The organism is Streptomyces sp. NPDC021356, from assembly GCF_040641015.1.
Classification (GTDB): Bacteria; Actinomycetota; Actinomycetes; order Streptomycetales; family Streptomycetaceae; genus Streptomyces.
The window spans coordinates 168716-190885 of the sequence record NZ_JBFACU010000001.1 but is presented as its reverse complement, the minus strand read 5'-3'; the positions used below and the strand labels follow the sequence as shown (position 1 = coordinate 190885).

Annotated in this window: 18 protein-coding genes; 7 read left to right on the top strand and 11 right to left on the bottom strand. The window is 74.0% G+C overall.

Annotation, left to right across the window (positions count from 1 at the left end):
• Positions 1-157: 157 nt before the first annotated feature.
• From AB0G56_RS00840 to AB0G56_RS00830, 3 genes are all read left to right on the top strand, one after another.
• Positions 158-367, top strand: coding sequence for a hypothetical protein (locus tag AB0G56_RS00840; RefSeq protein WP_360961497.1), 210 nt, complete (start codon positions 158-160; stop codon positions 365-367).
• Positions 368-371: 4 nt separating this feature from the next.
• Entirely contained in the window at positions 372-773 is a 402-nt protein-coding gene (locus AB0G56_RS00835; protein WP_360961494.1) for a MarR family winged helix-turn-helix transcriptional regulator, read from the top strand.
• 166 nt (positions 774-939) lie between these two features.
• Positions 940-2517 carry a hypothetical protein gene (locus AB0G56_RS00830; RefSeq protein WP_360961491.1) on the top strand — a complete coding sequence of 526 codons (1578 nt, stop codon included), beginning with the start codon at positions 940-942 and terminating at the stop codon, positions 2515-2517.
• Between the two features lie 473 nt (positions 2518-2990).
• Here the strand turns inward: AB0G56_RS00830 and AB0G56_RS00825 are convergent, their stop codons facing one another.
• The 9 genes from AB0G56_RS00825 to AB0G56_RS00785 all read right to left on the bottom strand — a co-directional run bounded on the left by AB0G56_RS00825 (position 2991) and on the right by AB0G56_RS00785 (position 12516).
• The gene (locus AB0G56_RS00825) at positions 2991-4004 is read right to left on the bottom strand and encodes a zinc-binding dehydrogenase (protein WP_360961488.1); all 1014 of its coding nucleotides are present in this window, start codon (positions 4002-4004) and stop codon (positions 2991-2993) included.
• Between the two features lie 412 nt (positions 4005-4416).
• The gene (gene mgrA, locus AB0G56_RS00820) at positions 4417-5460 is read right to left on the bottom strand and encodes an L-glyceraldehyde 3-phosphate reductase (RefSeq protein ID WP_360961485.1); all 1044 of its coding nucleotides are present in this window, start codon (positions 5458-5460) and stop codon (positions 4417-4419) included.
• Positions 5461-5524: 64 nt separating this feature from the next.
• On the bottom strand, positions 5525-6769 hold the full coding sequence (locus AB0G56_RS00815; RefSeq protein WP_360961482.1) for a cytochrome P450: 1245 nt from the start codon (positions 6767-6769) through the stop codon (positions 5525-5527).
• Complete coding sequence (locus AB0G56_RS00810; RefSeq protein WP_360961479.1) at positions 6766-8007, bottom strand: cytochrome P450; 1242 nt, start codon at positions 8005-8007, stop codon at positions 6766-6768. Before AB0G56_RS00810 ends, AB0G56_RS00815 begins: the two co-directional genes overlap by 4 nt.
• A complete protein-coding gene (locus tag AB0G56_RS00805; protein ID WP_360961476.1) occupies positions 8004-8630 on the bottom strand; it encodes an ATP/GTP-binding protein in 627 nt (208 codons plus the stop codon). The genes AB0G56_RS00810 and AB0G56_RS00805 overlap by 4 nt, the downstream gene beginning before the upstream one ends.
• Positions 8611-8958 carry a DUF742 domain-containing protein gene (locus AB0G56_RS00800; RefSeq protein WP_360961473.1) on the bottom strand — a complete coding sequence of 116 codons (348 nt, stop codon included), beginning with the start codon at positions 8956-8958 and terminating at the stop codon, positions 8611-8613. The genes AB0G56_RS00805 and AB0G56_RS00800 overlap by 20 nt, the downstream gene beginning before the upstream one ends.
• Positions 8955-9362, bottom strand: a complete 408-nt coding sequence (locus AB0G56_RS00795) for a roadblock/LC7 domain-containing protein (protein ID WP_360961470.1) — start codon at positions 9360-9362, stop codon at positions 8955-8957. Before AB0G56_RS00795 ends, AB0G56_RS00800 begins: the two co-directional genes overlap by 4 nt.
• Positions 9359-11008: an ATP-binding protein gene (locus AB0G56_RS00790; RefSeq protein ID WP_360961467.1), complete on the bottom strand. Its 1650-nt coding sequence runs from the start codon at positions 11006-11008 to the stop codon at positions 9359-9361. Before AB0G56_RS00790 ends, AB0G56_RS00795 begins: the two co-directional genes overlap by 4 nt.
• A 293-nt stretch (positions 11009-11301) precedes the next feature.
• A complete protein-coding gene (locus AB0G56_RS00785; RefSeq protein WP_360961464.1) occupies positions 11302-12516 on the bottom strand; it encodes a PP2C family protein-serine/threonine phosphatase in 1215 nt (404 codons plus the stop codon).
• A gap of 138 nt (positions 12517-12654) precedes the next feature.
• Here AB0G56_RS00785 and AB0G56_RS00780 point away from each other — a divergent pair, with 138 nt between their 5' ends.
• From AB0G56_RS00780 to AB0G56_RS00770, 3 genes are all read left to right on the top strand, one after another.
• Complete coding sequence (locus AB0G56_RS00780) at positions 12655-13878, top strand: EfeM/EfeO family lipoprotein (protein WP_360961461.1); 1224 nt, start codon at positions 12655-12657, stop codon at positions 13876-13878.
• Positions 13879-14192: 314 nt separating this feature from the next.
• On the top strand, positions 14193-15422 hold the full coding sequence (efeB, locus tag AB0G56_RS00775; RefSeq protein WP_360961458.1) for an iron uptake transporter deferrochelatase/peroxidase subunit: 1230 nt from the start codon (positions 14193-14195) through the stop codon (positions 15420-15422).
• 168 nt (positions 15423-15590) lie between these two features.
• The gene (locus AB0G56_RS00770; protein ID WP_360961456.1) at positions 15591-17432 is read left to right on the top strand and encodes an alkaline phosphatase family protein; all 1842 of its coding nucleotides are present in this window, start codon (positions 15591-15593) and stop codon (positions 17430-17432) included.
• 81 nt (positions 17433-17513) lie between these two features.
• Here AB0G56_RS00770 and AB0G56_RS00765 read toward each other — a convergent pair whose 3' ends face one another.
• Both AB0G56_RS00765 and AB0G56_RS00760 read right to left on the bottom strand, forming a co-directional pair.
• A complete protein-coding gene (locus AB0G56_RS00765; RefSeq protein ID WP_360961453.1) occupies positions 17514-18839 on the bottom strand; it encodes a lipase family protein in 1326 nt (441 codons plus the stop codon).
• Positions 18840-19051: 212 nt separating this feature from the next.
• Positions 19052-21832 carry a SpoIIE family protein phosphatase gene (locus tag AB0G56_RS00760; protein WP_360961451.1) on the bottom strand — a complete coding sequence of 927 codons (2781 nt, stop codon included), beginning with the start codon at positions 21830-21832 and terminating at the stop codon, positions 19052-19054.
• A gap of 166 nt (positions 21833-21998) precedes the next feature.
• Here AB0G56_RS00760 and rpmG point away from each other — a divergent pair, with 166 nt between their 5' ends.
• Entirely contained in the window at positions 21999-22163 is a 165-nt protein-coding gene (gene rpmG, locus AB0G56_RS00755; RefSeq protein ID WP_037855128.1) for a 50S ribosomal protein L33, read from the top strand.
• Positions 22164-22170 lie beyond the last annotated feature (7 nt).

Here is a 22170-nt window from a genome sequence, read left to right as displayed (position 1 = left end):
GGCTCATGGGAGGGGCGGTGGTCGGGTGTCGCCACACTCGCTGTCAGGTATCCTGACGGCCGTTCGTGCCCGCCCCGGAGAAGTTAGCCACCGTGCCCCAGCGGTACGACGTGACCTTCCTGCCCGACCACGAGTGGCGCACCGGGAGCTGACCGCCGTGCCCCACGCTGCGCGGCACCCGACGACAGCATCCATCGTTCCTCGTGCGCAGGGCGGACGGCTCACGGCTGCCCTGCGCGCGGCCGGCGTGGCGGTCGACTTCCGGCCGGTGCCGGGCGCCGGCCACCTCTGGCCGGGCCTCGGCGAAGCCGAGGCGGAACGCTGCTTCACCACCACACCCGACTGCGCGGCGCGGTGCGTACGCTGATGCCATGAGTCATCGCGGCACCAACCCGCCCCAACTGTTCTCCGAGGCCAGACGCTGGTTCGAGGACGCGCTCCTGGCGAGCATGGAGGCGGCGGGCGAGCAGCCGGTGACGACGGCCCAGGCGTCCGTCTTCGCGATGCTCGACACCGACGGCACCACGGTGTCCGACCTCGCCCGCCGCATGGGCGTGACCCGGCAGACGGCGCATCAGGCGGCGCACGCGCTCGTCGGCGTGGGGCTGCTCGAACAGGTTCCCGACCCGCAGTCCGCGCGCGGCCGGCTGATCCGCGGGACGGCCGGGGGCAGCGCCTGCACGAACGCGCCCAGGCCGCCATCGCCGTCGTCGAGTCGGTGCTCGCCGAACGCATCGGTGCGGCGCAGGTCCGGTCCCTGCGGCACGGACTGACCGCCGAGTGGGGCGAGCCCCCGCTGGTGACGGCTCCCTGACCGGCCGTCCCAGCGCCGCTGAGTCCGGGGTGCCGAGCGGCCGAACTCCCTGTCGGAGCAAGGCTGATGACCCGTACACTGGCACATCGCCGACATGCTGGTAGAGAGTGACGGGGGGAGCCGACATGTCCGGGGAATTTCCGGGAGCGGCCGACGCGTTCGTGGTGCCACCGATGCCGCCGAGACCACCCGCGCCGCCGCCCGCGGCGCCGGACGCCGTGCGCGCGGTGGCGGTGGCGCTCCTCAACCTCACCGGCCTGGGCCTGGGCTACGTGCTGCTGCGCCGCTGGATACCGGCCGGGCTGTGCTGGGCCGCGACCGCGGTCCTGCTCGTCGTGGCGCTGCCGGCCGACCCCGACGGGGTCCCGGCCGCCCTCCTCGTCGCCTACGCCGTGGTCCTGGGGGCCGCAGCCGCACACGGGGCGGTCGCCGGGCTGCGCACGCGGCTGTCCTGGCCGGCGAGCGCCCCCGTGGCGGCGGTGCTGGGTCTGGTGCTGCTGGCCGTGCCGGTCGGCGGCGGCATGCTCTACGGCGGGGCACGCGACGAGGCCACCGAGCAGATGCTCCTGGACCGCCTCCAGCGGGCCGACGACCTCGTACGGGCCCGTGCGAACCAGCCGTTCGACACCGCGCAGGCCGGATTCCGCGAGGCTCTGGCCGTCTACGCCGGTCTCGGGCACGACCACCCCGGCTCCCGCGCGGCCCACCGCCTGCCGGACCGCATGACGGCCTACTACCGCACGGTCGGCGCGGCCTACGAGCAGCAGAAGTACTGCGAGGCCATCGCACCGCTGAAGTACCTGCGGACGGTCCCCGACCGGATGCCGAAGCAGACGCTGGGCGCCCTGGCCACCTGGCCGGACCCACGCCTGGCAGACGCGCTGTACGCCTGCGGGTCCAACGAGCTGACCGGCGGCCAGGACGGCTGGACGGGGCACTTCGGTGAACTGCTCACCGCCTTCCCCCGATCGGGCCAGGCCGCCAAGGCCGAGCCGGCCGTCAGGTCCGTCGTGGACCGGGCCGCCAAGGACGCCCAGGGCGACGACCCCTGCACCGCGGTACGCCGCCTGCGCGGCCTCGGCACGCAGATCCGCGGGGTCGCGGCCACCGCGCCCGCCGTCGCCGACGCCCTGGTCTCCGACGCCGAACGGGCGGGCCGCGGCGCCGCCTCCGGCGTCTACGCCTGCGGCGTGGACCAGTACCGGGACGGCGACTTCGCCGCATCCCTGACCAGCATGAACGACTTCGTCCGGGACCACCCGCACGACCGGAACCGGGCCCGGGCGCAGAAGATCGCCATAGCGGCACAGATCGCGCAGACGGTCCCCGCCGCCGGAAAGCGCCTGCCGACGACGGACTCGGGCGGCGGCATCCAGGTCACGATCAAGAACGACAGCCCGGACGACATCGAGGTCCTGTACACGGGCCCGGTCACCGGAAGCGTCACCATCAAGGCCTGCGGCAGCTGCTCCGCGTACTCCTTCGGCGCCACCCTGGCCCTCGGCGGTTTCCACCCCTGCGGCGACAGCGGCAAGGACTACCCGCAGCGGACGATCTCGCTGCCGCCCGGGACGACGTACTTCCTGCACAAGCCGCGCGGCGCGAGCGCCTCGTCGCCCGCCTCCGACACCGCCAAGCTGCGCTCGGGGTACATCTACACCGAATGCGCCTACACCAAGAAGGGGTTCAGCGTGGGGCAGTGACCCCTGCAGTCCAGGACGCGGTGCGGGCTCCCACGACCGGTGCGGCCGAGCGCGGTGGGGACGGCGCCGTAGGCGGGCCGTGACTGTCGTCATCCTCCCGCCGGGGTGTCCCTCTTCCGGGGGAGCCGGACCGGACACGCCGACGCGGTGATCATCGTTCTGCCAGCCTCCCTGTGCCGGGCGCGACAGCCCGGCGGACACCAGGAGGTGGCGTTTGTCCGGTCACGTCGGACGCATCGGCGGGCGGCAGGTGGTGGCGGTTCTGGCGCTGGGGGGTGGCCTTCTGCTGGGGCCTGTCCTGCCGGTCCAGGCGGCCGAGGGCGGGGCCGCGGGGACCGAGGGCGGGGCCGCGGGGGCGGGTGACGCGGGTCCGGCACCGACCGCCCCCGGACCCGCACCGCACGCGACGGGCACCGCACGCGATCTGACACCCGTGCTGCCGCCCGTGGTCGGCCGTCCTGCCGGGCGGACTCTCAGGGGCGCAGGATGAGGCGCACCGGGTCGCCCTCCTTCTTCTCCAGCATCTCGACCGCCCGCGCGGCCTGCGTGAGCGGCAGTACCCCGCTGATCGACGCGGAGAAGTCCACGCGACCGCCCTGGACCAGGCGGAGCAGCTCCGGGAGGGCCACCGGCATGTCGGAACCGTAGTGGCCGAGGATCCGCTGCTGCAGGTAGCTGAACCGGGTGCCGTTCGTGACGCTGAGCGGCTTGTCGGTCAGTCCGACCAGGACGAGCCGCCCCTTGGGTGCCAGGACGGACAGGGCCTGCTCGCGCACGGCGGGCACTCCGGCGAAGTCGAACGCCGCCGCGAGGCCCGCCCCGCCGGTCGCGGTGCGGACGCGGGCCCCCAGTTCGGGGTCGGCCGGGTCCAGCGCGAGGTCGGCCCCGACGGCCAGGGCGCGCTCCCGGGCGGCGGTGCTCGGATCGACCGCGATGACGGGGCACGCGCCCACGGCACGAAGCAACTGGACCGCGTGCACCCCCAGCCCGCCCGCGCCCCACACGCCGACCGCCTCGGCGGGCCGCACCGCACCGGTGGCGGTGATGGCGCCCCACGGGGTCGACACGGCGTCGGGGAGGATCGCGCCCAGCTCGAAGGGGATGGTGTCGGGCAGCGGCAGCAGGGCGTGGGCCGAGGACAGCGCGTACTCGGCCCAGCCGCCGTCGTAGTCCACCCCGCGGGTGTGGGCGGCGCCGTCGCGCAACTCCCCGGCGTGCAGCACGACCCGCTGCCCCGTCGTCCACCGGGTGACCCCGGCCCCGGTCTCCACGATGGTGCCCGAAACCTCGTGCCCCAGGGTCACGGTGTCCTCCCGCAGCAGCACCGGGCTGAGGGTTCCGTCGATCAGGTGCACGTCGGACAGGCACACCCCGGCGGCCTCCACCTTCACCAGGACCTCGTCCGGGCCGGGCCGGGGGCGGGGCACCTCTTCGACGCGCAGGGTGCGGCTCGGCACGTGCAGGCGGGCGGCGAGCATCCGGTCCATGGAGGTGGCCTCCTCGGCGGGGGCGGCCCGTACTCGTATCGCAGGGCGCCCTGCCCCGCACCGTACGACGTCTGCTGCCGACCCAGGGAGCCGGGGATGCGGCCGTTCCCGCCGGCGCCCGCTCGGCCGGGACGCACCCGAGTACGGACCGGGGCGCTGACCAGCCGTGCTCGCGCGTTCGGGTGAAGCGGGGCGCGTCCCGTGAGGCGCGAGCGGCGGACCTTGACTACCGTGGAACACGAGCAGGCCGCCGGAACTCCCGGCGCCCGGCCGCGCGTTGGTGGTCCAAGGAAAGACACCCCGCTTCCCGCGGGGAGATGCAGGTGCAAGGCCTGCCCAACGCTCACGCGCAAGGCCCCCGTCCCGTGCAGGGCGGGGGCTTCGCCGTGGTGCGTCGCCCGGCGTGCGCCGTTCAGGAGAGGGTGCCGGTGCGGGCCTCGCGCCACAGGTCGACGCCGCCGTCGGTGGCGTACTTGTCGATCTCCGCCAGCTCCTCGGCGCTGAAGTCCAGGTTGTCCAGCGCGGCCACGTTCTGCTCCAACTGCTCGACCCGTGAGGCGCCGACGACCAGGGACGTGACGCGCCCGTCGCGCAGCGCCCAGGCGAGCGCCATCTGGGCGAGGCTCTGCCCGCGGCGCGCCGCGATGTCGTTCAGGGCGCGCAGCCGGCGCAGCATGTCGTCCGACAGCCACGCCGTGTCGAAGGACGTGCCCTGTGCCGCCCGCGAGTCCTCGGGTACGCCGTCGAGGTAACGGCCGGTCAGCAGCCCCTGGGCCAGGGCGGTGAAGCCGATGACGCCGAAGCCCTCCTCCTGGGCGGCGTCGAGCAGGCCTTCCGTCTCGATCCAGCGGTTCACCATGCTGTACGACGGCTGGTGGATGAGCAGCGGGGTGCCCAGCTCGCGCAGGATCGCGGCGGCCTGCCGGGTCCGCTCGGCGTCGTAGGAGGAGATGCCCACGTACAGGGCCTTGCCCTGCCGGACGGCGGTGTCCAGGGCGCCCATCGTCTCCTCCAGCGGCGTGCTCGCGTCCAGCCGGTGGGAGTAGAAGATGTCGACGTACTCCAGGCCCGTCCGCTTCAGCGACTGGTCGAGCGAGGCGAGCAGGTACTTGCGGGAGCCGCCGCCCTGTCCGTAGGGGCCCGGCCACATGTCCCAGCCGGCCTTGGTGGAGACCACCAGTTCGTCCCGGTAGGGCGCGAGGTCCTGCCGCATCAGGCGGCCGAAGTTGGTCTCGGCCGAGCCGTAGGGCGGGCCGTAGTTGTTCGCCAGGTCGTGGTGGGTGATGCCGAGGTCGAAGGCGCGCAGGGCGATCTCGCGCTGGGTCTCGAACGGCCGGTCGTCGCCGAAGTTGTGCCAGTAGCCGAGGGACAGGACGGGCAGGTCGAGCCCCGAGCGTCCGGTGCGCCGGTAACGCATCGTGCCGTTGTAGCGCTCAAGGTCCGCGACGTGGGTCATCGGGTGTTTCTCCGGGTGGTGCGGTGACGGGCGTCCCGCCGGGACCGGCGGGACGCCCCCCACCCTACGAGCACAGCCGGACCGGCAGCTCGAACAGGTCGTTCTGGGTCACCACGGGCTTGTTGCGCAGCTCGGACGCCGGCACCGCGAGGTCCAGGCGCGGGAAACGCGCGTAGAGCGCGGGCAGCGCGACCTGGGCCTCCAGGCGGGAGAGCGCCGCGCCCGGGCAGACGTGCGGGCCGTGCCCGAAGGAGATGTGGCGCGTCCCGGACTCGCGGGTGACGTCGAAGTCGCCGGCGCTCGGCCCGTGCGCCTGCTCGTCGCGGCCTATCGCGCCGTACGACACGATCAGCGCGTCCCCGGCCGGGATCACCTGGTCACCGACCGGCACGTCCTCGGTCGCGAAGCGGATCAGGACGTGCGAGGTGGGCGTCGAGTGGCGCAGGGTCTCCTCGATCACCGCCGTCCAGTCGGCCTGCCCGGACAGCACGAGCGCGCGCTGCTCCGGGTGCGTGGACAGGTTGACCACCGCGTTGACGATGAGCGAGATCGTCGTCTCGTGACCGGCCGCGACCATCAGCTGGAGCGTGGAGACGATCTCCTCGTCGGTCAGGTGGTCGCCGTCCTCGGACGCCAGGACCAGGGCGCTGGTCAGGTCGTCGCCGGGCGCCTCACGTCTGGCGGCCACCGTGTCGCCCATGATCCGGGCCAGCTCGGTCAGTGTGGCGACGACCTCGTCGGGCGGGGTCTGCGTGGAGAAGAACTTCTCGAACAGCACCTTCAGGCGGGGCAGCAGGGCCGTCTCGATGCCCATGAGGTCCGCGACGACGTACATCGGCAGCGGGTAGGCGAACGCTGCCTTGAGATCGACGGTCCCGCCGTCCGCGGGAAGTCCGTCGAGCAGGTCCTGCGTGAGCTTCTCGATGCGCTCGCGCATCCGCTCCACGCGGCGCGGGGTGAGCGCCTGCGCCACCAGCGCGCGCAGCCTGCGGTGTTCGGCGCCGTCCACGGTGAGCATCGACCGGCCCGGGTTGGCCAGGCCGATCAGCGGCCAGTCGGCGGGGATCTCCCCGCGCCGCCAGGCACCCCACACCTCGATGTCCTTGACCAGCCGCGGATCGGTGAGCAGGGCCCTGGCCTCGGCGTGGTGGGTGACGGCCCACACCGGGACGCCGCCGGGAAGTTCGACGGCGGCCAGCGGTCCGGCGGCGCGCAGCCGGGCGCTCTCCCCGTCCAGGTCGGTGACGAAGGGATCGAGGGCGATGCGCGTGCTGTCGGTGCCGGTCGCTTCTTCGGTGCCGGTCGTCATCGTGACGTGCCTCCCAGGGCAGGGGTCGGAGTGAACCGCACGGGCAACTCGGTCAGCCCCCGCAGCCAGGGGGAGGGACGACGGGTGAGGGAAGCGGGGGGCACCACCAGGTCGATGTCCGGCAGCCGGTCGAGGACCACCTCGATGCCCGTCCGCGCGATCACCTCGGCGACCTCCTGCGCGGGGAACGGGCAGCGGTGCTCGCCGTGGCCGAAGGAGAAGTGGGCGTTGTTGCCGCCGGTGAGGGCCGAACCGTGGGTGCGTACCTGGGGATCGGAGTTGGCGCCCTGCAGACCGAGCAGCAGCAGGTCGCCGGCGCGGACGCGACGCCCTCCGAGCTGGGTGTCGCGGCTGGCCCAGCGCCCGGCCACGTTCTGGGTGGGCGTGTCCTCCCACAGCACCTCGTTCATCGCCTCGGCGACGCTGTTGCGGCCCCCGAACAGGGAGGCGGCGAACCGTTCGTCCGTCAGCATCAGCCGCAGCGAGTTGCCGATCCAGTCGGCGGTCGGCTGGTGACCGGCCGCCATCATCACCATCAGGTCCTGCGCGACCTCCTCCTCGCTGAAGGCGCCGGTGTCGGCCAGCATCCGGGAGGCCACGTCGTCCGCGGGCCGCTCCCGGCGCGCCGCGAGCAGCGCCGCCATGGAACGCGCCAGGTGCGTCTGGCCCGCGATCGCCCGCTCCCGGCCGTCGATCATGTCGTTGAGGGCGGTCACCAGGGCCGGGCCCTCCTCGTCGGAGAACCCGTAGAGACGGGCGAGGACCCGCACCGGCAGCAGCATCGCGTAGTCGGCGACCAGGTCGGCGGTGCCCTCGGCGCACACCGCGTCGATCAGCTCGTCGGCGAACCGCTCGCAGTGGCGCCGCAGTTCGGACGGCTCGACGGCCTCCAGCGCGTTGCTGATCATCGCGGCGCGCTCGCGGTGGCGCTCCCCGACCGTGTACAGGATCGACGGCTGCTTGCGGCCGATCATCGGCAGCAGCGGCCAGTCGCCGGGGATGTTCTCCCACTGGTTCCACAGCTCGGAGTCCCGGCTGAACAGCACCGGGTCACCGGTCACCTGGTGCAGCTCGCGGTAGCCCAGCACCAGCCAGGCCGGGATGTCACCGTCCAGCAGCACCGGTGCGACGGCGCCGTGGTCGCGCCGCATCTCCCGGTACAGGACGGCGGGTTCGGTCCCGAACCGGGGGCCGCCGAGCGGGACGGCGTCGAGCGGGACGGCGTCGGGGGTCGTCACACGAACTCCTGTCGGGGCAGGGCCGGTTCGGCGGCCTGGCCGGCGTAGTGGTCCTTGAGGTGCTGCACGAGGGTGATGAGCACCTGCTTGCTGGACTCCCGGGAACGGGCGTCGCAGTCCACCAGCGGCACCTGCGGATCCAGGTCGAGCGCGTCACGGATCTCGGCGTGCGCGTGGGCGGGCCCGCCGAAGTCGTTGCAGGCCACGATGAACGGCGTGCCGTGGTGCTCCAGGCGGTCGATGGCGTACCAGGAGTCGCCGATCCGGCGGGTGTCGACGAGCACCACCGCACCCAGGGTCCCCGAGAACAGCCGGTCCCACAGGAACCAGAACCGCTCCTGACCGGGGGCGCCGAACAGGTACAGCACGTTGTGGGCGTCCAGCGAGATGCGGCCGAAGTCGAAGGCGACGGTCGTGGCGGTCTTGCCGCGCACACCGCTGACGTCGTCGATCGCCTCGCCCGCCTGCGTCATGGTCTCCTCGGTGTTGAGGGGACGTATCTCGCTGACCGAGCGGACCAGGGTGGTCTTGCCGACGCCGAAACCGCCCACCACGACGATCTTCAGACCGTTGTCGGCGGAGGCACCCAACGGGGTACGGGCGTCAGAGGTTGCGGAGTCCAACGAGCACCTGCTCCAGGATGTCGGGGTCGTAAACGGCTGCCTTGCGCGGATGACGGGCACTGACGCGGCCGGCCGCCAGCAGGTCGCACAGCAGCACCTTGGTGATGCTCACGGGCAGCCGCAGTTCGGCGGCGATCTCCACCACGGCCGTGGGGAACCGGGCCAGCCGGAGGATCGCGGCGTGTTCCGACTGCATCCCAGGCGCCGGCTGCGACTCGGCGACGACCAGGGTGACCAGGTCGAAGGGGCTGTCGGGGCCGGAGCTGGTGCGCCCGCCGGTGATGGTGTAGAGACGGTCCGGGGCGTCGTCCCTGCCGGGCCTGCTCATGAGGTCCGGGGCCGGGCGCTCAGGTACTCGCCGAGCTGTTCCACCAGCTCGCTCATGTTGTGCCCGACGAGCCCGGCGTCCGCGTCCTCGGTGGTGACGACCGCCAGATGAGCGCCCTCGCCGGCCTCCACGATGAACAGCACCCCACCGTAGAACTCGGTCATCGCCGAACGCACGCCGCCGCTGCCGTCACCGAACTCGGCCGACGCGCCGTGGGAGAGCGACTGGATGCCGGCGGCGATCGCCGCGAGCTGGTCGGCCTGGTCGACCGTCAGCTCCGGGGTGCGGCACAGCTTCAGTCCGTCCCGGGACAGCACGAGCGCGTGCCGCGCGCCCGGGGTCCGCTCCAACAGGCCCTCCAGGAGCCAGGTGAGCTGGTCGTCGGCGGTGGTCTGGCCGGTCATGAGATGGGGTCGCCTTCCGGGTGCGCGGTGGGGAGTGAGGGGGAGCCGGCCGATGCGGGCGGGGCGGTGGCGTCGCCCCCGGCCGGCGCGGATCCGGTGGCCGGGTCGGGCCGCGTCGCCGCCTGGTCGCCGGTGCCCGGGCGCACGGCCTGGCGGAAACTGCCGAAGCGGGCGGCGCGGGCCTTGGCGTCCTCGGCCGTGGACGCGGAGCGCGGGGCCGGGGGGCGGGCCGCCGACCGGGCCCGTTCGGCCTCGGCCAGGGTGCGGCCCCTGCGCCGCTTCGGCAGCCCGGCGGCCCGCTCGGCCGTCTCGCCGTCCGTGCCGTCGGGCACACTCTCGTGGACGGGTGCCGGGCCGCCGGCGTCGGCGGCTTCGGCGGCGGGCAGGGCCCGCGTCCCGGCCGGCAGTGCCCGCGGGCCGTCCTGGGCCGCCGCCTCCCGGTCGGTGCCCCCGGCGGTGTCCTCGCGGGTGTCGCGCGCGGGCGGTCCGGAGGGCCGGGCGGGGGAGGCGACGGGGCTGGTGAGGATGTCCTGGGGGACGAGCATCAGCACCCCCGTACCGCCGCGCGCGGACGGCCGGAAGGACACCTTGAGACCGTACTTGCGGGCCAGGCGGCCCACGACGGCGAGCCCGAGCCGGGTGCCGGTGAGGCCGCCCAGCTCCGAGACGTCGCCCGAGACGGCCTGCTCGGCACGGCGCAACTGGATGTCGCCCATCACCAGGCCGCTGTCCTCCACGGAGAGGATGATCCCGGCGGGGACCTCCTCGACGTAGACGTGGACCTCGGACGTCGGCGGGGAGAAGTTGGCCGCGTTGTCGAGGAGTTCGGCGAGCGCGTGCATCACGCCCTCGGCCGCGTGTCCGGCCACGGCGGTCTCGCTGGTCGCGTGCACCCGCACCCGCCGGTAGGCGGCGATGCGGCCCAGCGCGCCGCGCAGGATCGACTCCATCGCGATGGGCCGCGCCCAGCGGCGCCCCGAACGGGCGCCGGTCAGGACGGCGACCGAGTCGGCGAGGCGGCCGGCCTGCGCGGTGCGGTGGTCCAGGTGGAGCAGGTCGGCCAGGACCTCCTCGTCCGAGTGGCGCTCCTCCATGGCCCTCAGGTCGGCGAGCATGGCGGTGGTCAGCGCCTGCATGCGCCCGGCCGCGTTGGAGGTGGCGGAGATCGCCGCGTCCCGGGCCCGCCCGGCCCGCTCCAGCTCACCGGTGAGCCGGGCGTTCTCGTGCCGGAGGCGGTCGGTCTCGCGGGCGGCGGCGTCCTCGAGCCTGGCCCGTTCGTGGGCGAAGGACTGGGCGAACTCGGCGCGCTGACGGGCCAGTTCGTCGATGAGGCGCTGCCGTTCACGCTGCGCCTCCTCGACCACCCGGTGCCGCTCCTGGGTCAGGCGCTCAGCGTCCTGGACCGCCGTGTGCAGCCGGCGCCGGGCGATCCGGGCACCCTGCGCCGCGCGTACGGCCAGGAAGACGGCGACCACCAGGACGGCGGCCGCCGCGCCCGTCCCCCAGGCGAGCGGGGCGCGTACCGAGGCGGGCGCCGCCGAGACCGCTCCCGCGACCGCGGCGACGGACACGACGGCGGTGAGGGCGGGAAGGGGAGCGAGAGTGCGGACGGTGGGTCGCTCGCCGTGAGGCGTGGGCGCGGTCATCAATCGGGTCCTCGGGCGGCCGCCGCTCGGTCGAGAGCGGCCCTCGTTCGGGGCCTTGGGCAGGTCCTGGCTGGTGACGGGTGACACGTGCTGGTCAACTGTCGGTCACTATACGAGCTTTGGTGATCATATTGGAAAGTCCCGGTCCGATTGCCTGCCCCTGACGGTCTGCGGCCGGGCGCCGTCCCGGTCGGCCTGCTCCGCTCAGGCGCGGTCCCGGTCGGCCTGCTTCGGCCAGGCTTGTCCCGCAGGGCCTGCTTCGGTCGGGCTTGTTCCCGCCGGGACTGCTCCGGTCAGGCTTGTCCGCGCCGTGCCTGCTCCGGCTGTGCCCCGGCCGCCGGGGCGTCGTCCGGGCGCGCGCCGTGCAGGGCACGGCCGACCCTGGCGGCGGCGGAGGCGGACGGCTCCCGGCGGACCGCGATCAGGGCGACGTCGTCGCCGAGGCGCCCGCCGGTGTGGGCGATCAGATCGCGCCGGACGTGGTCGAGCAGCACCTCGGGGGCGCACCCGGCCCACTGCGGGGTGCGTTCCGTCAGCGGGTAGAAGGCACCGTGCCGGTCGCGTGCCTCCACCACGCCGTCGGTGTACAGCAGCAGCGTGTCGCCCGGCCCGAAGGGGAGCACGTCGACGGTGGAGCCGCCGGCATCGGTCAACCCGACGCCGAGCGGAGGTGCGGGGTTCAGGTCCGGGACACTGACGCCGCCGCCGTCCTGCTCCAGCAGCAGAGGCGCCACATGTCCGCAACTCGTCATGCGGACGACCGGTTCGTCGTCCGGGACCTCCAGCAGCAGCGCCGTGACGAACCGTTCCCCCGCCTCCTCCTCCGGTTCGAAGTCGGCGAGGTAGCGGGTGATGCTGCGCTCCAGGGACGCGGCGAGCGCCGGCAGGGCGGTGTGGTGGTGGGCGGCCTCGCGGAAGGCGCCGAGCAGCAGGGCCGCCTCCCCGACCGCCGGCAGGCCCTTGCCGCGCACGTCACCGATCAGCAGCCGGGCGCCCCTCCCGGTACGGGCGGCGGCGTACAGATCGCCCCCGATCGACGCCTCGTCCTCCGCGGCCAGGTAGAGGGAGGCGAGCTGCAACGATCCCAGCCGGTCCGGGAGCGGCCACAGCAGGACGCGCTGCGCGGCCTCCGCGACCGACCGGACCTGCGCCAGTTCCCGGCGGCGCCGGTCGCGGACCACGGACAGCGCCACGATCAGCGCGGAGAGCACCGCGAGGGAGACCACCTGCACGACCACGTTCCGCGACAGCAACAAGTGGGAGTGCCAGCCGATGAACGCCTGCGCCGCCACCGACAGCGCCCCGACGCAGCCCGTCGTCCACGGGCCCTCGGCCCACGCGGTGATCGCGGGCGCGATCACCAGGAGCGGCCCGAGGTGGATGTCGGTGGGGGTCACGAGGTCGGAGACGGTGATGAGCACGATGAGCACGGCGGAGACCAGCAGCAGCACATGGCCCCATGGCCGCGGCTGCGCACGGCCGGTCAGGCGTCGCTGCCAGTCACCCACGCCTCCACACTGCACCGGGGCGACACACCGGCGCACCTCGGGAAACCCGTGGGTACCGGTTTTCCCGGCCGTCTGCCAGGGTGGTGGCCGTCGTCCGGCACGACGCGACCACACGGGGCGGACCTGGGGAGGACCGGAATGCGGGTGCCCGGCTCGGGCGTACGGCGGATCGGGCCGCGGGCCGCGATCGGGGTGGCGGTGCCGGCGGTGGCGCTGCTGCTGGTCCTGGTGCTCGGGGCCGCCGGGGCGCTGACGTCCGCCCGTACCTCCCGCGGCACGGGCGCTTCGGCCGACGGACTGCCGCACACCACCGTGGAGGTGTCGTCCGCCCGGTGCGGGCGCGGCTGGGACGAGCCCGAGCCCGGCGTCCAGGTCTTCGAACTCCGCAACGTCTCCGACCGGGCCGCCGAGGTCTACCTGGAGGACCCGCGCAGCCACGCCGTGTACGGGGAGGTCGAGGGCATCGGTCCCGGCACCACCCGGACGCTGACCGTCCGCGTGGGCAAGGGGGCGTACACGTTCCGGTGCGTGCCCGAGGACGCCGACGCGGTGACCGGGCCGACGGTCCGCGTCGACCGCGGCACCGCCGGCCCGGCCGCCGCCGCGATCACCCAGCACGACCTGATCCCCCCGGCGATCGACTACCAGAAGTGGGTGGCGGGCGGCCTGGACGAGGTGGTGCGGCTGACCGGGCGGCTGCGGGAAGCGATCGACCGGGGCGATCTCGGCCGGGCCCGTACGGCGTGGCTGCCCGCACACCTCCAGTACGAGCGGCTGGGCGCGGCCTACGACGCCTTCGGCGACGCCGACGGGCGGATCAACGGCACCGACGCGGGCCTGCCCGGCGGCGTCCACGACCCGTCCTTCACCGGCTTCCACCGCATCGAGTACGGCCTGTGGCACGGCGAGGGCGCCCGGACCCTGCGGGCCCCGGCCGCGGCCCTGGTGCGGGCGGTCACCGCGTTGCGCGACACGTGGTCCCAGGCCCGCATGGACCCGGCCCAGCTCGGCCTGCGGGCGCACGAGATCCTGGAGAACACCGTGCAGTTCGAACTGACCGGCCGCACCGACTACGGCAGCGGCTCCGCCCTCGCCACCGCCCGGGCCAACCTCGACGGCACCCGTGCCGTCCTGTCGCGGCTGCACCCGCTGCTCGCCGGCCGCTACGCCGCACTGGCGGGCCTGGACCGGGGGATGGAGCGGGCCAGGAGCCTCCTCGACGGCTTCCGGCACGGGGAGCGCTGGACGCCGCTGGACCGGCTGAGCCGTACCCGACGCGAAAGGACCGACGCCGTGCTGGGCGACCTGGTGGAACGACTGGCCTCCGTGGCCACGCTGTGCGACCCGCGGAGGACGTCATGACGACCTCGGACGCTGCCGCCGGCCCGTTCGGGGGAACGGGAGGGACGGATCGGTCCGAGGGGGCGACGCGGTCCCTGGGGGCGGAACGGGCGGAACGGGCGGATCGGTCGGGGCGGACGGTGTGGGGCGGGCGGTCCGGGCGGGACACGTCGCCGCGGCGGGGCGGAGGAGCCGCGGGGCCCGCCGCGGTGGAGGGCGGGCAGCCGGCCGGTGGAGTGGGGCGGCCGGGCCAGTGCGAGACGGTGGGGCGGGCGCCGGGGGGCCGGGGCGCCGAAGGCCCGGCGTGCGAGGAGCCGGCGGGACCGCCGTCCGGTGTGGGGCGGCGCCGGTTCCTGCGGGGGGCGGCGCTGGCCGGTGCCGGACTCGCCTCGGGGGGCGCTGCCGCCGGTCCGGGCCTCACCGCGGGGCCGGCCGGGCCCGTCGTACCGGCCGTCGCGCCGTTCCACGGCCCGCACCAGCAGTCGGTGCTCGCCGCCCCGCGCCGCTGCGCCGCCTTCGTCGCCTTCGACGTCACCGCCGCCGACCGGGCGGAACTGACCGGCCTCCTGCGCACCCTGACCGAGCGCGCCCGGTTCCTGACCTCAGGCGGTACGCCCGAGCCGGTCGGCATCACCGGCCCGCCCGCCGACTCCGGCCTGCTGGGCGGCCGGCTGCCCTCCGGGGCGCTGGCCGTGACCGTCGGCGTCGGCGCCGCGCTCTTCGACGACCGTTTCGGGCTGGGCGGGCTGCGCCCCCGCCGGCTCGAGGCCATGCCGTCCTTCCCCGACGACGACCTCAGGCCCGAATGGTGCCACGGCGACCTCAGTCTGCACCTGCACGCCGACGACCCGGACACCGTCCTGCACGCGCTGCGCGACATCGCCCGGCACACGCGCGGCGGCCTCCAGGTCCGCTGGCGGCTGGACGGCTTCGCCTCCCCGCCCCGCCCCTCCGGCACCCCGCGCAACCTGATGGGCTTCAAGGACGGCACGGCCAACCCGGACGCCGGTGACGCCCGGGAGATGAACCGGCTGGTGTGGGTGGGCAAGGGCGGCGGTGAACCGGACTGGGCGGTCGGCGGCAGCTACCAGGTGGTCCGGCTGATCCGCATGCTGGTGGAGTTCTGGGACCGGGTCTCCCTCACCGAGCAGGAACGCATGTTCGGCCGGGCCCGGGAGTCCGGCGCGCCCCTGGACGGCGACTTCGAGGACGACACCCCCCACTACGCGGACGACCCCAAGGGCGACGTGATCCCGCTGGACGCCCACATCCGCCGCGCCAACCCGCGCACCGCCGCCACCGCCGACCAGCGCATCCTGCGCCGGGCCTACAACTACGACCGCGGCATGGACGCCAACGGCAACCTGGACATGGGCCTGCTCTTCTGCTGCTACCAGCAGGATCTCGCCCGTCAGTTCGAAACCGTGCAGAAGCGGCTCGAAGGGGAGCCGCTGACCGACTACATCAAGCCGTTCGGCGGCGGGTACTTCTTCGCCCTGCCCGGCGTGAGGAACGAGGAGGACTGGTACGGACGTGCTCTCCTGGGGCGCGCCGTGATCGGTTAGGCGCGATTTGCTCCCCTGTTTGGTCAATACAGGGTCAAGAATTGTCTCTGGTTGCCTGACCCGGTGTTCATTCCCGCGTCATCATGGCTCCTCCGCCGCGCCGCCGGCGCGGCGGAGCATCCCAGCCCGTACGCCGCAGCCACGATCCCGCCCGGAAGGTGGACCCACATGGCCAGCAGGGGAAGACGAGCAACGATGCGCAGCCTCGGGGCGCTGGCCGGCGCCGCGGCGCTCACCGTCCTGGGCGGAGCCGCCCCCGGCTGGGCCGCCGTGCCCGCCGCGGGGCACGGGCGCGGCGCGACCGCGACGCCCGTCGAGCACGTCGTCGTCCTCTTCGACGAGAACATCTCCTTCGACCACTACTTCGCCACCTACCCGAAGGCCGCCAACACCGACGGCACGAAGTTCACCGCGTCGAAGAGGACCCCGAAGGACATCGACACCCTGGCGCACGCCGGGCTGCTGGAGCACAACCCCAACCAGTACGCGCCCAAGCGGCTCACCCCCGAGCAGGCCGTCACCTGCGACCAGAACCACTCCTACGGGCCCGAGCAGTACGCCTACAACGGCGGCAGGGCCGACCAGTTCGTGCAGAACACCGAGGTCGGCAAGTGCAGCGGCGGTCTGTTCGGCGAGCCGGGCCTCGTCATGGACTACTACGACGGCAACACCGTCACCGCGATGTGGAACTACGCCCAGCACTACGCCCTGAGCGACCGCTCCTTCGGCTCGAACTACGGCCCGTCCACGCCGGGCGCCATCAACCTGGCGTCCGGCCAGACGCACGGCATCATCTCCGTCGACCCGGCCTCCGGCACACAGAACCCGAAGCAGACGTCCACGCCGGACCCGTACACCGTCAAGTCGCCCGACGCGAACGGTGTCGGCACGATGATCAACGACCCCGACCCCGCCTTCGACGACTGCGCCGGCAAGAACCACACCAGCCGCAACGCGCTCGCGGTGATGAAGGGCCGCAACATCGGCGACCTCCTCAACCGCAAGCACGTCAGCTGGGGCTGGTTCCAGGGCGGCTTCCGGCCGTCCACCGCATGGAGCGGCGCGCAGGGCGAGTACGCCAAGTGCGACACCGCGCACGCCAACGTCGGCGGCGCCCAGGTCGTCGACTACAGCCCGCACCACAATCCGTTCGCGTACTACAGGTCGACGGCCAACCCGCACCACCTGCCGCCGAGGAACGTCGCCGAGATCGGGCACGACGGCCGGGCCAACCACAACTACGACCTGACCGACCTCTCCGCGGCGCTGAAGGCGGGCAGGCTGCCGGCCGTCAGCTTCGTCAAGGCCCCCTCCTACCAGGACGGGCACGCCGGGTATTCCGACCCGATCGACGAACAGCACTTCCTGGTCGACCAGATCAACGCGATCCAGAGTTCGCCGCAGTGGAAGTCCACCGCGATCGTCATCGCCTACGACGACTCCGACGGCTGGTACGACCACGCCTACGCCCAGGTGCGCAACGGTTCGACGGACACCTCGGTCGGCTCCAACGGCAAGGCCACCGACAGCCCCGCCTGCCAGGCCGGGCCCAAGGCGGCCGGCGGCTACCAGGACCGGTGCGGCCCCGGCACCCGTCAGCCGCTGCTGGTCATCTCCCCGTACAGCAAGGTCAACAAGGTCGACCACACCCAGACCGACCAGGCGTCGATCATCCGGTTCATCGAGGACAACTGGCACACCGGGCGCATCGGTGACCACTCCTTCGACGCGACCGCGGGCTCGCTGGCGGGCATGTTCGACTTCCGTCACCCCAACGGCAAGCAGGTGCTGCTGAACCGCGACGGCTCGGTCAGGTCGGTCGGGCCGATCCGCTCCGTGGCGCCGGGGACGACGTCCATCACGCCCGGCCCGGCCTTCGAGAGCGCCGCCGCGTCCACCGACGCCTCCTCACCGGCCCTCGCGCTGGGCATCGGCGCGGGCGCGCTGCTGGCCGTCGGGGCCACGGGGACGTACCTCACCCTGCGCCGCAGGAGCCGTAGCTCCGTCTGACGGCCGAGCCACGGACGTACCGGGCCGCCCCGCCGGCGACGGGGCGGCCCGCTGGCGTGCTCTGCCGGGGCGGCGGGCGGGTCAGGGCTGTACGGGCATCGTGAGGCAGTTGGACGGGGCCGGCTTGCCGGCCAGGCGGTCGGTGAGCCAGGACACGGCGGTGCCCTGGTCGGCGAGCAGCGGTCCGAAGTGGTTGAGCAGGGGGCTGACGACGTTCGGCAGGACGACCGGCGCGTAGGTGACGTCGGCGCCCTTGCGGCACCAGTCGACGGCGAGCTGCCGGGCCTGGCCGTGCGGCACCAGGTCGTCGCTGACGCCGGTGGCCACGCGCACCGGCCCGGCCGGCTCCAGCCTGCCGATGCGCTGGGTGTCGAGGAAGGCCCGGAGTGTGGCGTCGGCGCCGATGATGGCGCCGAGGGACTTCCCGTCGGTCGTCCACTTGGTGCTCTTGGCGTAGCCGTAGTGGAGGATCGCGTCGCCCACGCACATGGTCGACAGGTCGGCCAGGGCGGCCTTACCGGCGGCGTTGAGGTGGGCCTCGGCGATGGGGCGCAGCTCCGGGTCGGTCTGCAGGAAGCCGTTGAGCGACCAGCCCAGGGCGCCGGCCAGCTCGCTGCCGTCGATGCCCTCGGTGACCTCGGTCAGGTCGGCGGGCGGTGCGCCGGCGTAGGTCCCGGCGAGCGGGACGTCGGGGGCGTAGGAGGGCTGGAGTTCGGCAGCGGCGGCGGTCGCGCCGCCGCCCTGGCTGTAGCCGAAGAGCCCGACGCGTGAGGCCGCGGTGACGGACGCCCCCGCGACGGCGCGTGCGGCGCGGGCGGCGTCGAGGACGGCGTGGGCGCCGTCGACGCGGTTGACGTAGGTGTGCAGCCGGTCCGTGGCGCCGAGGCCGACGTAGTCGGTGACGACGACGGCGGTGCCCTGGGCCAGCAGCCGGTAGACGGACAGGTCCTCGTAGCCGACGGACACCGTCCGGCCGTTGAGGGACAGCGGGTGTTCCAGGCCCAGCGAGGCCGCGCACTGGTCGCCCTGGCCCATGGTGCCGGGCGCGACGACGACCAGGGGGCGCGCTCCGGTGCCCTTCCAGGGCGCGGTGGGCTCGATGTAGGCGCCGGTGACGGCGACGGGCGCGCCGTTCGAGTCGGTCGACTTGTACATCAGGCGGGTGGCCCGGCCCGGCAGCGGCCCGTCGAGGCTCGGCAGGCTGAGGGCGAGCGGGAGGTGCTCGCTGCGGATCAGGGCGCCGTCGGCGGCGGGCAGCTGGGCGGGCGGGTTGTAGAACTCGGGGATGGTGACGCCGCGGGAGACCACCGGGCCGGAGCCGGTGGCCGCGGCGGCCGGGAGCGCCTGGACGCCGAGGCACGAGGCGGCGGCGACGGCCGCGGCGAGCAGCCTTCTGGACGCGGGCATGGGGAACCTCCTGGGGTGAGGCCGGGCGCGCGGGCGGGGAAGTGTGGAACGAGACCGTACCCACCTGCTGTTACCGCCGGTAGCAGCAGGCAGGTTACGGTTCAGTAATTTGACTCAGCGTCTAATAAGGCGCGAGGAGCGGTCACCGCGCGTCAGCCGGCCGGGGCCCGCACTCCTGTGCGTCCGCCCCCCGCCAGGTGCGAGCCCGCCCCTCACCAGGCCAGCTGGTCGAGCAGCGCGGACGGGTCCGGCTGCCGGGCGCCGCCCGGGCTCTGCTCCGCCCAGATGACCTTGCCGTTCGCCACGTAGCGCGTGCCCCACCGGTCCGCGAACTGCGAGACGAGGAACAGGCCCCGGCCTCCCTCGTCGGTCGTGGCCGCCCGGCGCAGCCGGGGGGAGGTGTTGCTGCCGTCCGACACCTCGCAGACCAGGGTGGAGCCCAGCAGGATCCGCACGCGCACGGGGGGAGCGCCGTAGCGGATCGCGTTGGTGAGCAGCTCGCTGAGGATCAGTTCCGTGGCGAACGCCGACTCCTCCAGCTCCCAGTCGAGCAGCCGCCGGCTCACCTCCGTCCGCACCCGCGAGACCGCGCTGACGTCGAACGGGACGTCCCAGACCGCGACCCGGGACGGATCGAGCAGCCGGGTGCGGGCCACCAGCAGGGCCACGTCGTCGCTCGGGTGCTCCGGCAGCATCGTCTCCATGAGCGCCCGGCAGGTGTCCTCCGGCGTCTGGTCCGGGTGCCCGACCGCCGAGGCGAGCATCGTCAGCCCCTCGTCGATGTCCCGCCGCCGGTCCTCGACCAGGCCGTCGGTGAACAGGACGATGCGGCTGCCCTCGGACAGCACCAGTTCCCCGGTCTCGAACGGATGACCGCCCACCCCCAGCGGCGGCGACAGCGGCAGGTCGGGGAAGGTCACCCGGCCCACCGGGTCCACCAGGGCGGGCGTGACGTGCCCGGCGCGGGAGAAGGTGCAGTGCCCGCCCACCGGATCGTAGATGACGTAGAGGCAGGTGGCCCCGGTGACCAGCGAGCCCTCGCCGTCCGCGCCCTCGGCAGGGGTGTCGAGGCGGGCCACCATCTCGTCGAGGTGGCCGAGCAGTTCGTCCGGAGGCAGGTCCAGCGAGGAGAAGTTCAGCACCGCGGTCCGCAGCCGCCCCATGGTCACCGCCGCGTGCAGCCCGTGCCCCACCACGTCACCGACGACGAGCGCCGTCCGGAACCCCGGCAGCGGTATGACGTCGAACCAGTCGCCGCCCACGCCCGACTGCGCCGGGCGGTAGCGCCAGGCGACCTCCAGCGCGTCCTGCTCCGGCAGGTCCCTGGGCAGCAGACTGCGTTGCAGCGTCACGGCCATGGCGTGCTCGCGGGAGTACCTGCGGGCGTTGTCGATGGCGACCGCCGCCCGCGCCCCCAGCTCCTCGGCGACCGCGACGTCCTCCTCCTCGAACCGCGGCGACCCGGCGCCCCGCCAGAAGTTGACCATCCCGAGCACCACGCCGCGCGCCCTGAGCGGCACCGCGATCAGCGAGTGGATGCCGGAGGCCAGCACCCGCCGCGCGCCCTCCGGATCCTGGGCCCGCCAGTCCGCGGCGGCCCGCAGGTCCGGCACCAGTACGGCCTTGCCCCGGCGCAGCGCCGCGACCATCGGCGTGTCGGCCACCACGAACTGGATCAGATCGCCCACCGGCTGCAACGGGTGCCGGGAGCCGCGCAGCGCGGTGCGGCGCATGCGGTGCACCGCCCCCGTGGGCTCCTCGCCGTGCAGCACGGCCTCCAGGAGTTCCACGGTGACCACGTCCGCCAGCCGGTCCACCGCCACATCGGCCAGTTCCTCCGCGGTGCGCCGGACGTCCAGCGTCGTGCCGATGCGCACCCCGGCCTCGTACAGCAGGGTCAGGCGGCCCCGCGCCACCTCCGCGCGCCCCGACAGGGCCCGCAGCTCCGTGGTGTCGCGGAAACTGGCCACCAGGCCCGGCGCGTCCGCGTACGGGGCGGTGCGCCGGGTGTTGACCGCCAGGAGCCGCTCACCGGCCGGGCACACCTCGTCGGAGACGACCTCGCCCGCCACCAGGATCCGGGTCAGTTCCGGCGCCAGCCCCAGTTCCGTGACGTGCCGCTGGTCGGCGTCCGCCGGCAGGGCCAGCAGGCGGCGCGCCTCGTCGTTGGCGAGCAGGAGCCGGCCGTCGGCGCCGACGATCAGCACGCCCTCGCGCACCGCGTGCAGCACCGCGTCGTGGTGTTCGTACATCCGGGTCATCTCGGCGGGGCCGAGACCGTGGGTCTGCCGCCGCAGCCGCCTGCTGACGAGGGCCGTGCCCGCGGTCGCCAGGGCGAGGGCGAGCGCGGCCGAGCCCAGCACCATGGGCACCTGCTGGTCCAGCAGGTGCCCCAGGTTCTCGACCTGGATCCCGGCGCTGACCACGCCGACCACCCGGCGGCTCGCGTCCATGACCGGCACCACGGCGCGCACCGCGTCGGCCGGCTTGCCGTGGAAGGTGTCGGTGAAGGTCTCGCCGGTGATCGCCCGGCTGACGTCCATCGCCCTGGTCCCGACGAGCCGCGGCTGCGTGTCGGCGAGCCGCACCCCGTGGACGTCGAGCACGGAGATGAAGTCGATGCCGGCGCCCGCCTGCGCCTGGAGCACCGGTGTCTGGAGCAGCTTCGTCGGGTCCGGGGCCTTCAGGGCGAGGGCGGTGCCGGGGGCGTGGGCGAAGGCCTCGGCCGCGGCCAGGGAACGCTTGCGGGCGTCGTTCTCGCCGTCGTAGCGGCCTTGCAGGACCAGCGCGGCGGCCGCCGCCGCGACCAGCACCAGGACGACGATGACCTGGAGCAGGAACACCTGCGCGGCCAGCGTGCCGGGGCCCCAGGGCGAGGGCCGGCGGCGCCCGGGGGAGGGCGGCGGCTCCGGGCGACGGGACGGATCAGCGGACCGCCGGCCTTCGCGCGGCGCTGCCGCCTTCGACCGGGACCGGCGGGAACGTCCGATCATGCTCCCAGTTCTAGCACTGCGCTCACCCGCCGGGCGACCGGTATGCCGGTTTCATCGGGGTTCCGCCGGCCCGCGCCGAACGGGGAATGCGGCCGCCGCCCCCGCTGTTGACGCACCCGGTCGCGATGTCTGGATCGATCCAGGATGCGGCCGAAAGGAGGATCACATGGCACGCACCACCGTGCGCCCCGTCGTCCGGCTGAAGTCCACGGCCGGGACCGGCGTCACCTACGTGACCCGGAAGAACCGTCTCAACGATCCCGACCGGCTCGTCCTGCGCAAGTACGACCCGGTCGCCGCCCGGCACGTCCTGTTCCGCGAGGAACGCTGACCGACGC

Excerpts from the sequence above, each read along its gene's own strand:
- AB0G56_RS00800 (WP_360961473.1), bottom strand. The coding sequence starts at position 8,958 with ATGAGCAGGCCCGGCAGGGACGACGCCCCGGACCGTCTCTACACCATC.
- AB0G56_RS00815 (WP_360961482.1), bottom strand. The coding sequence starts at position 6,769 with ATGACGACCGGCACCGAAGAAGCGACCGGCACCGACAGCACGCGCATC.
- mgrA (WP_360961485.1), bottom strand. The coding sequence starts at position 5,460 with ATGACCCACGTCGCGGACCTTGAGCGCTACAACGGCACGATGCGTTAC.
- AB0G56_RS00795 (WP_360961470.1), bottom strand. The coding sequence starts at position 9,362 with ATGACCGGCCAGACCACCGCCGACGACCAGCTCACCTGGCTCCTGGAG.
- AB0G56_RS00765 (WP_360961453.1), bottom strand. The coding sequence starts at position 18,839 with ATGCCCGCGTCCAGAAGGCTGCTCGCCGCGGCCGTCGCCGCCGCCTCG.
- AB0G56_RS00835 (WP_360961494.1), top strand. The coding sequence starts at position 372 with ATGAGTCATCGCGGCACCAACCCGCCCCAACTGTTCTCCGAGGCCAGA.
- AB0G56_RS00770 (WP_360961456.1), top strand. The coding sequence starts at position 15,591 with ATGGCCAGCAGGGGAAGACGAGCAACGATGCGCAGCCTCGGGGCGCTG.
- rpmG (WP_037855128.1), top strand. The coding sequence starts at position 21,999 with ATGGCACGCACCACCGTGCGCCCCGTCGTCCGGCTGAAGTCCACGGCC.
- AB0G56_RS00825 (WP_360961488.1), bottom strand. The coding sequence starts at position 4,004 with ATGGACCGGATGCTCGCCGCCCGCCTGCACGTGCCGAGCCGCACCCTG.
- AB0G56_RS00830 (WP_360961491.1), top strand. The coding sequence starts at position 940 with ATGTCCGGGGAATTTCCGGGAGCGGCCGACGCGTTCGTGGTGCCACCG.
- AB0G56_RS00790 (WP_360961467.1), bottom strand. The coding sequence starts at position 11,008 with ATGACCGCGCCCACGCCTCACGGCGAGCGACCCACCGTCCGCACTCTC.
- AB0G56_RS00760 (WP_360961451.1), bottom strand. The coding sequence starts at position 21,832 with ATGATCGGACGTTCCCGCCGGTCCCGGTCGAAGGCGGCAGCGCCGCGC.
- AB0G56_RS00780 (WP_360961461.1), top strand. The coding sequence starts at position 12,655 with ATGCGGGTGCCCGGCTCGGGCGTACGGCGGATCGGGCCGCGGGCCGCG.